Below are 7995 nucleotides of genomic sequence, written 5' to 3' on the forward strand. Positions count from 1 at the left end.
TGTATGCGTTTTCTATTTGGCAGGAGCAATTCTGGAAAGAACAGAAATCCGGGCTCTTTATAGTGATTCATTTCGCTGATCCATTCTAGGAAAAGGAAGACGTATGCCGATTCATCTTGTCCTTTTCGAATGGTTAACCTTTGATAACAGACAATCAATAAAGAGAATAGGAAGTGAAAAAAATGAGCGAAGCAATAAAAACCTACGATGGTTGGTATGCATTTCATGATTTTCGAAAAATAGATTGGAAAAAATGGAAATCACTCAACCCCTCGGAACGACAACAAATCATTGAGGAGCTGCAAAACACCCTTCAGAAATTTTCAGCGGTTGAAAACGACCGTAAAGGCAGCTTAGGTCAATATGCCGTACTTGGGAATAAAGCGGATCTGTTGTTTATCCATCTTCGTCCTACCATTGACGAATTAAACGAAGTAAAGTTCCAGTTTGACAAAACCGGTTTTGCCGATGTAACTTCCACTCCGTATTCCTATATTTCTGTCGTGGAACTCAGTGCTTACACGATTCCTCCGGGGGTCGATCCCTATAGCGACCCTGCATTCCGGGAACGTCTTGAACCAATCCTGCCGAAAACGCAATATGCATGCTTTTATCCCATGAATAAGCGGAGATCAGGAGAAGATAACTGGTATATGCTTTCAGTAGAAGAACGGCAAAGGATGATGAGAAGCCACGGATTGATCGGCCGTTCCTATGCAGGGAAGGTTCGGCAGATCATTACCGGATCGGTCGGCTTCGATGATTGGGAATGGGGAGTTTCCCTATTTTCCGATGACCCGTTGAATTTTAAAAAGCTGGTATATGAAATGCGGTTTGATGAGGTAAGCGCGCGATTTGGAGAATTTGGCCCCTTTTATGTCGGTTCCAGATTGACCAGTGAGGGGTTGATCTCTTTGCTTACCGATAATATAAAGTAATCCATTGAATAGAAAAATGAAACAAACAAGCCCTCGGCTTTTTCGGAAGAAAAGGCTGAGGGTTTTAATATTTTCAGGGAAATATGCAGAACATCGGGCTGATACAGCAAGCGGTAAAAAAGTATACTCAAAGTCAATTTCCGGTCATAATTCAATTGTTTATTCTTTAAAGTCATCATACTCCCATAATGCATACCTATTTATTTTTGTTGCTATTTCATCCCAATTTACCCCTGATTTACAAGATTCTGAACGGAACAACCTCATCGCAACTCTGAAAGAAGTATTGGGACTGCAGGATGTAGTGTTGATTCCTTGGGGCGACTGTAATGTGGATTTTCAGTGAAAACCTCTTTTTTGTGAAATATATCACATTCTATTTATCTAATATCGTTTATACTAATTTACACAGAAAATTCAGATTGACTATGGAAGGGTGAAACCTATGAAGAGATGTCATCTTGAGTAGTCAAGTTACAAAACTATAACCGTAATGTGGTTTTTCTGTGTACACCTATTTTTGTGAAATGATTCACATTATCATGATCCTATATTGCTTACACGAATTACACAGACAAAATTTCAGTTTAACATGGAGTGTGAAACCTATGGAAAAATAGGTAAAAATTGTAGGCGGATGACACCGTCTACATAAGGATGTTCAACAGCGGAACATTCGATGGTGCCGATATCCGTGGGAACGAAACAATATGGTTGAAATGAGTTTCTTGAAAAAGAGGCCGAGGATGTGAATCTCAAGGTTTCTCGAGGTTTGTGGATAAAAGATAATGCATAAAGCAAAAGGGGAGTCTCTTCATGAATTATGTAATTCGTGGCAACAACATCGAAGTAACGGAAGCGTTGCGGGGATTTGTCGAAAAAAAGATCAGCCGTCTGGAAAAGTATTTCGACACGCCTCCTTCCGCCGCTGCGCACATTACCCTCAGCGTGACCCGCGATGAACACAAGGTGGAAGTGACGATCCCTTTTCCAGGCGTGTTGGTTCGCGCAGAGGAAAAAAGCACGGACATGTATGCTTCAATCGATCTGGTCGTGGATAAATTGGAACGACAGATCCGAAAGTACAAAACCAAGATAAACCGCAAACTCCGTCGGGAAGGAAGCCTCCGTTCGCAGATTTATAAAAACGGCAACACCGCCGACGCTTTGGTTGATGAGGAAGACGAACCCATCGAAGTGGTACGTACGAAGCGCTTTCACTTGAAACCGATGGATGTGGAAGAGGCTATCATGAAGATGGAAATGCTGGGACATAACTTCTTTGTGTTCTCCAATGCAGAGACTGACGAAGTGAACGTGGTATACCGCAGAAAAGACGGGCGTTATGGTTTGATCGAGCTTGAGTGAGGATCGACCAAGACTAAAGAAGGCACTTGTATTCCGTGGACCGGACGATTCATGAACCAACTGATGCAATATCGATCCAAAAGAATTCGGGCTACAAATAAGGAGTGTTTGCTATGGACATTTGGACACAAACCTATGATCCTCTTCACAATTTGTGGCTATCTGCATTCGTATCTGCCATCCCTATCATCTTTTTTGTGATCACTTTAACGATCTTACGTTTAAAAGGATATATTGCCGCTTTATTTACATTGTTAATAGCCTTAGTGATTTCGATTTTTGTTTATCATATGCCATTTCATTTGATACTAGGTGCTGCTGGTTTTGGTTTTGCTTATGGTTTATGGCCAATTGCCTGGATCGTTGTTACAGCTGTCTTACTGTATAAAATCACGGTAAAAACAGGCAAGTTCGATATTATTCGATCCAGTATCATCTCGATTTCCGACGATCAACGGTTGCAACTTTTGCTTATTGGATTTTCGTTTAATGCATTTTTGGAAGGCGCGTCAGGCTTTGGGGTTCCGATTGCCATCTCTGCCGCATTGCTCGTAGAACTAGGCTTTAAACCATTGCAAGCCGCCACGCTATGCTTGATTGCCAACGCCGCATCTGGAGCTTTTGGAGCAATGGGGATTCCGGTCATTGTGGCCGGTCAAGTCTCTGACATCGATAAATTGGTGCTGTCTAAAATTCTGGGCATTCAATTACCCATCATTTCCTTTCTCGTACCGTTTTTAATGATATGGATTTTGGATGGATTTCGCGGTGTCAAAGAAATATTTCCCGCTCTGCTCGTTGTCGGTGGATCATATGCAGTGGCACAATACTTGACCATCACCTTTATAGGACCCGAGTTGGCTAACATTATCTCCGCTCTGATCAGCATGGGTGCTTTAACGCTGTTCTCGAAGTTCTGGAAACCAAAAAACATTTTTCATCTTAACAATGGCGCAAAAACTTACCGACCCAAGCGTGTGACAATCGGGCAGATCATAAAAGCATGGTCTCCATTTTACATCTTGACGATATTGGTCAGCATCTGGAGCAGTAAAGCATTTAAACATTTATTTGACAAAGGAGGACCGTTGGAATTTCTTATTACCAAGATTAAAATTCCTGGACTGCATCAACATGTGTTGATCGCTCCTCCGATCGCCAAGGAGCTGACACCATATGATGCGGTTTTTAAACTGGACTGGCTATCTTCGACAGGTACAGCTATCTTCATTTCGGTTATTTTAACCCTCCTGTTGTTCCGGGTGAATATGAGAACCACAGTACATTTGGTCAAAGAAACATTGCTTGAACTGTGGAAACCTATTTTAACCATAGGTTTTGTACTCGCTTTTGCGTATATTGCCAACTACTCGGGCACTTCGTCCACCTTAGGATTGGCTTTATCGAAAACTGGTAAGTTATTCCCATTCTTCTCTCCTGTTCTTGGTTGGATCGGAGTATTCCTGACTGGTTCGGTTGTCGCCAACAATGCTTTGTTTGGTCACTTGCAACTGGTGACGGCACAACAGATCGGGACATCTCCAGCCTTGCTCGTCGCCGCTAATACAAGCGGAGGGGTCATGGGGAAATTGCTCAGCCCACAATCGGTGACGATTGCTACGGCAGCAGTTGGTGAAGCCGGCAATGAATCCAGCTTATTCCGGCTCACTTTGAAATATAGTTTGGCATTACTATTCATCACCTGTATCTATACCTATCTGCTAGCATATGTTTTCCGCTTTCTCCTTTGATTTATAGCGGGGAAACATTCATTATAAATAATTTTCATATTAATTCTCATTAATCAAAAGGAGTTGATCTCTAATGAAAATGTCTAAAGTGACTAAAATCGCTTTAATTGGAACAGGTTTTGTTGGGTCAAGCTACGCATTTGCTGTACTTAACCAAGGTTTGGCTAACGAGTTAGTTTTAATTGACATTAACAAGAAAAAAGCGGAAGGAGACGCAATGGATCTGAATCACGCCTTGCCATTTGGTTCACCGATGCGCATCTGGGCAGGGGATTATAGCGATTGTAAAGATGCAGACCTCGTGGTCATCACTGCTGGAGCTAACCAGCAACCTGGTGAGACCCGTCTCGATCTGGTTGATAAGAATGTGAAAATCACAAAATCAATTGTCAGTGAAGTGATGAAAAGCGGCTTTGATGGATTGTTCTTGGTTTCGACAAACCCGGTTGATATCCTATCTTATGCGACTTGGAAATTTTCCGGTATGCCCGCTCATCGTGTGATTGGATCGGGTACCATCCTTGATACAGCACGTTTACGTTATCTACTCGGTAAAGCTTATAAAGTGAATCCACAGAATGTGCATGCCTATGTCATCGGGGAACATGGGGATACGGAATTGCCTGTGTGGAGTCATGCTAGCATTGGAATCCGTCCTATATCGGATTATTTAAAAGAAGGAAATGGTCCTACTCAGGACGAACTGGATCAGATTTTTATCAATGTACGCAATGCCGCCTACCATATCATTGAACGAAAAGGAGCCACCTACTATGGAATTGCAATGGGACTGGCTCGATTAACTCGTGCCATATTAAACGATGAAAATTCAGTATTAACTGTTTCTACACTACTCCGCGGCGAATATGGGTTGAATGATATTTATATTGGTGTTCCAGCAGTTGTTAACCGTTCCGGCGTACACGAAGTGGTCGAGTTGAAATTGCAAGAGCAGGAACTGGAAAAACTGCATCATTCGGCACAAGTGTTAACTCAAGTAATGAAAAAAGTATAAAAAAGGAATGCATGTTTCATTAGCCTTCTTGAAAAAGGACCGGTCTAAACATCGGTTTATTGGTGATGGCTTATGGTACACCAAGAAGTCCGGAAGAAATCGAACCTTACTATACGCATATTCGCCGGGGCAATAAACCACCGACTGAGCTTTTGGAAGACCTAAAGCGCAGATATGAAATGATCGGCGAGGTTTCGCCTTTAACGAAGATTAGGGAAGATCAAACTGCCGCATTGGAAAAAGAATTGAATTCCCGGTCATCCGATCGGACATTTCAAGCCTATATCGGATTGAAGCATATCTCTCCGTTTGTTGAGGATGCTGTCAGGCAAATGCACGAGGATGGAATCGAAGAAGCGGTCAGCATCGTGCTGGCACCGCACTATTCCACGTTAAGCGTAAAGTCATACAATGACCGCGCCAAAAAAGAAGCGGAAAAATTGGGTTATACGGGGAAGGTTCGGCAGATCATTACAGGCTCGATCGGCTTCGATGATTGGGAATGGGGAGTTTCCTTATTTTCAGACGACCCTTTGACTTTTAAAAAGCTGGTAAGTGAAATGAGGTTTGATGAGGTAAGTGCGCGATTTGGAGAATTTGGCCCTTTTTATGTCGGTTGCAGAATGACAAATGAGGGGTTAGCCTCTTTGCTCAGCGATAACATAAAGGGATAAATTTGAAATAAGAAAAGAAACTCTCATCCTGAGGATATTGACAAACCCTCGACCTTTTCTTTCGAAAAAGTCGAGGGTTTGTATACTTTGCCGCCGAGGATCCCTACAAAGCGATGCCGGCTACGGGAGCAAGTGGGAAACAGCTTTGCCAAGAGGGTCAATCATTGTATAAAATCACTTTCATCGCTTTTTCTTTGGCAGCATTGCGAAACACCTCGTACGCCTGCATGATCTGGTCCAGTGGAAAGCGATGGGTGATCAATTGTTGTGGTTTGATCTTTCCAGAATGCACTGTCTTTAACAACATGGGTGTCGTGCTCGTGCTAACCAGCCCGGTTGTGATCTTGACGTTGCGAATCCACAATTCTTCCAAGTGCAATTCCACAGGTTTGCCATGAACCCCCACATTGGCCAACCGTCCGCCGGGCTTCAGGATTTGCTGACAGATGTCGAAGGTTGCTGGAAAACCGACTGCCTCAATTGCTACATCGACACCCTTCCCATCCGTTAATTCCATCACTTGTTCAACCGCATTTCCCTCTGAGCTGTTAACCGTCTTAGTGGCTCCGAATTTTTTGGACAGCTCCAAGCGATAATCGTCCAGGTCGACCATGATGATTTCCGCTGGCGAATAAAGTTGCGCTGTCAAAAGGGTCGCCATTCCGACCGGCCCGGCCCCGACAATAGCGACCACATCCCCCGGCTGAACTTCGCCGTGGATCACCCCGATTTCCAAACTTGTCGGGAATATGTCGCTCAACATCACAAGGGCTTCCTCATCGGTTCCCGGAGGAATGTGATACAAGCTGGTATCGGCATAAGGGATGCGAACGTATTCCGCCTGGGTACCGTCGATCAGGTGCCCCAAAATCCAACCGCCGTTTTCACAGTGGGCGTACATCGCTTTTTTGCAATAATCGCATCTTCCACAGGAAGTGACACAAGAAATCAGCACTCTGTCGCCGGGCTTGAAATTGTTGACACCCGTGCCGACTTCTTCTACAATGCCAACACCTTCGTGTCCCAAAGTTCGGCCGTCGGTTACCGCCGGTACATCACCGCCTAAGATATGCAAATCCGTGCCGCAAATCGTCGTTTTGGTGATTCTGACAATTGCATCCGTCGGTTTCTGAATTGTTGGCTTGTCTTTCTCTACCCACTCGATCTTTCCCGGCCCACGGAATATAAGCGCTTTCATAATTATATACCTCCTAAGTTTATGCGTTATTGAAGTGGATTGTCGTCCCGGATTTTGATACGCCGGGGCGATTTGGTTTGATCCTTGATCGGAAGATTCACGACAAAACGCCATCCTTTCTCATTTCTCTAGAAGCTATTTCAAAACCATCTTTTGTATGGAGAAATGGCCATTGCGATCGCTCTTGTATTTTGGTTTAAGCACATTCTTTTTCTTAGCTAGATGGCGATGTGGTGGTAGGAAGGATCGTCGATTGAAATTCTTTGGGTGATCTCTTTTAAGTAGTTTTCCGCGTTTTTATGTTTATATATACAAGTATTTAAATGAGATTCTCCTTTGCTTCGATTAAATCGAGGAGTTTCATGGTTACTTGGTTCAACTTTTGTTTTTTTCTCTGGATTTAACTTATAGCACTTAGGACAATAGAATGTAGCTTTGGGATTATGTCTTTTTAACTTTAAAGCCTCAACAGCAGTAATTCTTTGAAAATTTTTCATCTAAAGCAACTGGAAAAGAATCATCGTAAATACCTGTTCCATCAAATAAACGCCCTTGCTCCAAATAAGTTCACCCCAAATCAATATCATTCAACATTAACATATAATTTTTTATATATTCCGTTAATGAAATCCCACGCTCATCACTCTAGAAGCTATTTCAAAACCATCTTTTGTATGGAGAAATGGCTATTGTGATCGCTCCAAAACCGTTTACCCATTCGCTTCACTTGTCCATCGGCGCTCATCTGGAATAGGTTTTTCCGCTCATATAACTTTTAGGTTAAGAAACCAAGATTATTGACTCATCGTTTACCCCGCTGAACACCAGTTGTCAAAATTTGTTTATAAATGGATTCTGTCACATACTCGATCGGCCGATCGCCGTCAACCCGGTGCAAAATGCCTTTGGAATCGTAAAAGTCAAGCAGACGGCACATTTGCTCTAGGTTCACTTTCTCCTAGGGCGTGTCTGGTGAATGATTAATTGAGCCACATGATCAAGGAAATCAAGGTAATGGCAGCACAAAAATAAACCGCCCGTTTTTCATAAC

At 43.1% G+C, this 7995-nt stretch carries 7 protein-coding genes; 5 read left to right on the plus strand and 2 right to left on the minus strand.

Annotated features, from left to right (window positions below; translation table 11 throughout):
* Window positions 1-182: 182 nt before the first annotated feature.
* The 5 genes from hemQ (at window position 183) to ACFQNG_RS18355 (ending at window position 5746) form a co-directional block, all read left to right on the plus strand.
* Window positions 183-938, plus strand: coding sequence for a hydrogen peroxide-dependent heme synthase (gene hemQ / locus ACFQNG_RS18335; protein WP_379867336.1), 756 nt, complete (start codon window positions 183-185; stop codon window positions 936-938).
* 816 nt (window positions 939-1754) lie between these two features.
* Window positions 1755-2306: a ribosome hibernation-promoting factor, HPF/YfiA family gene (gene hpf / locus ACFQNG_RS18340; RefSeq protein WP_379867338.1), complete on the plus strand. Its 552-nt coding sequence runs from the start codon at window positions 1755-1757 to the stop codon at window positions 2304-2306.
* Window positions 2307-2419: 113 nt separating this feature from the next.
* Window positions 2420-4057 carry a lactate permease LctP family transporter gene (locus ACFQNG_RS18345; protein ID WP_379867339.1) on the plus strand — a complete coding sequence of 546 codons (1638 nt, stop codon included), beginning with the start codon at window positions 2420-2422 and terminating at the stop codon, window positions 4055-4057.
* A gap of 73 nt (window positions 4058-4130) precedes the next feature.
* Window positions 4131-5072 carry an L-lactate dehydrogenase gene (locus tag ACFQNG_RS18350; protein ID WP_379867342.1) on the plus strand — a complete coding sequence of 314 codons (942 nt, stop codon included), beginning with the start codon at window positions 4131-4133 and terminating at the stop codon, window positions 5070-5072.
* A gap of 50 nt (window positions 5073-5122) precedes the next feature.
* A complete protein-coding gene (locus ACFQNG_RS18355) occupies window positions 5123-5746 on the plus strand; it encodes a ferrochelatase (RefSeq protein WP_379867350.1) in 624 nt (207 codons plus the stop codon).
* 157 nt (window positions 5747-5903) lie between these two features.
* Here the strand turns inward: ACFQNG_RS18355 and ACFQNG_RS18360 are convergent, their stop codons facing one another.
* On the minus strand, window positions 5904-6944 hold the full coding sequence (locus ACFQNG_RS18360; RefSeq protein WP_379867344.1) for a zinc-dependent alcohol dehydrogenase family protein: 1041 nt from the start codon (window positions 6942-6944) through the stop codon (window positions 5904-5906).
* A gap of 802 nt (window positions 6945-7746) precedes the next feature.
* The gene (locus ACFQNG_RS18365) at window positions 7747-7896 is read right to left on the minus strand and encodes a hypothetical protein (protein ID WP_379867346.1); all 150 of its coding nucleotides are present in this window, start codon (window positions 7894-7896) and stop codon (window positions 7747-7749) included.
* Window positions 7897-7995: the final 99 nt, after the last annotated feature.

Source organism: Laceyella putida (assembly GCF_042665195.1).
Classification (GTDB): Bacteria; Bacillota; Bacilli; order Thermoactinomycetales; family Thermoactinomycetaceae; genus Laceyella; species Laceyella putida.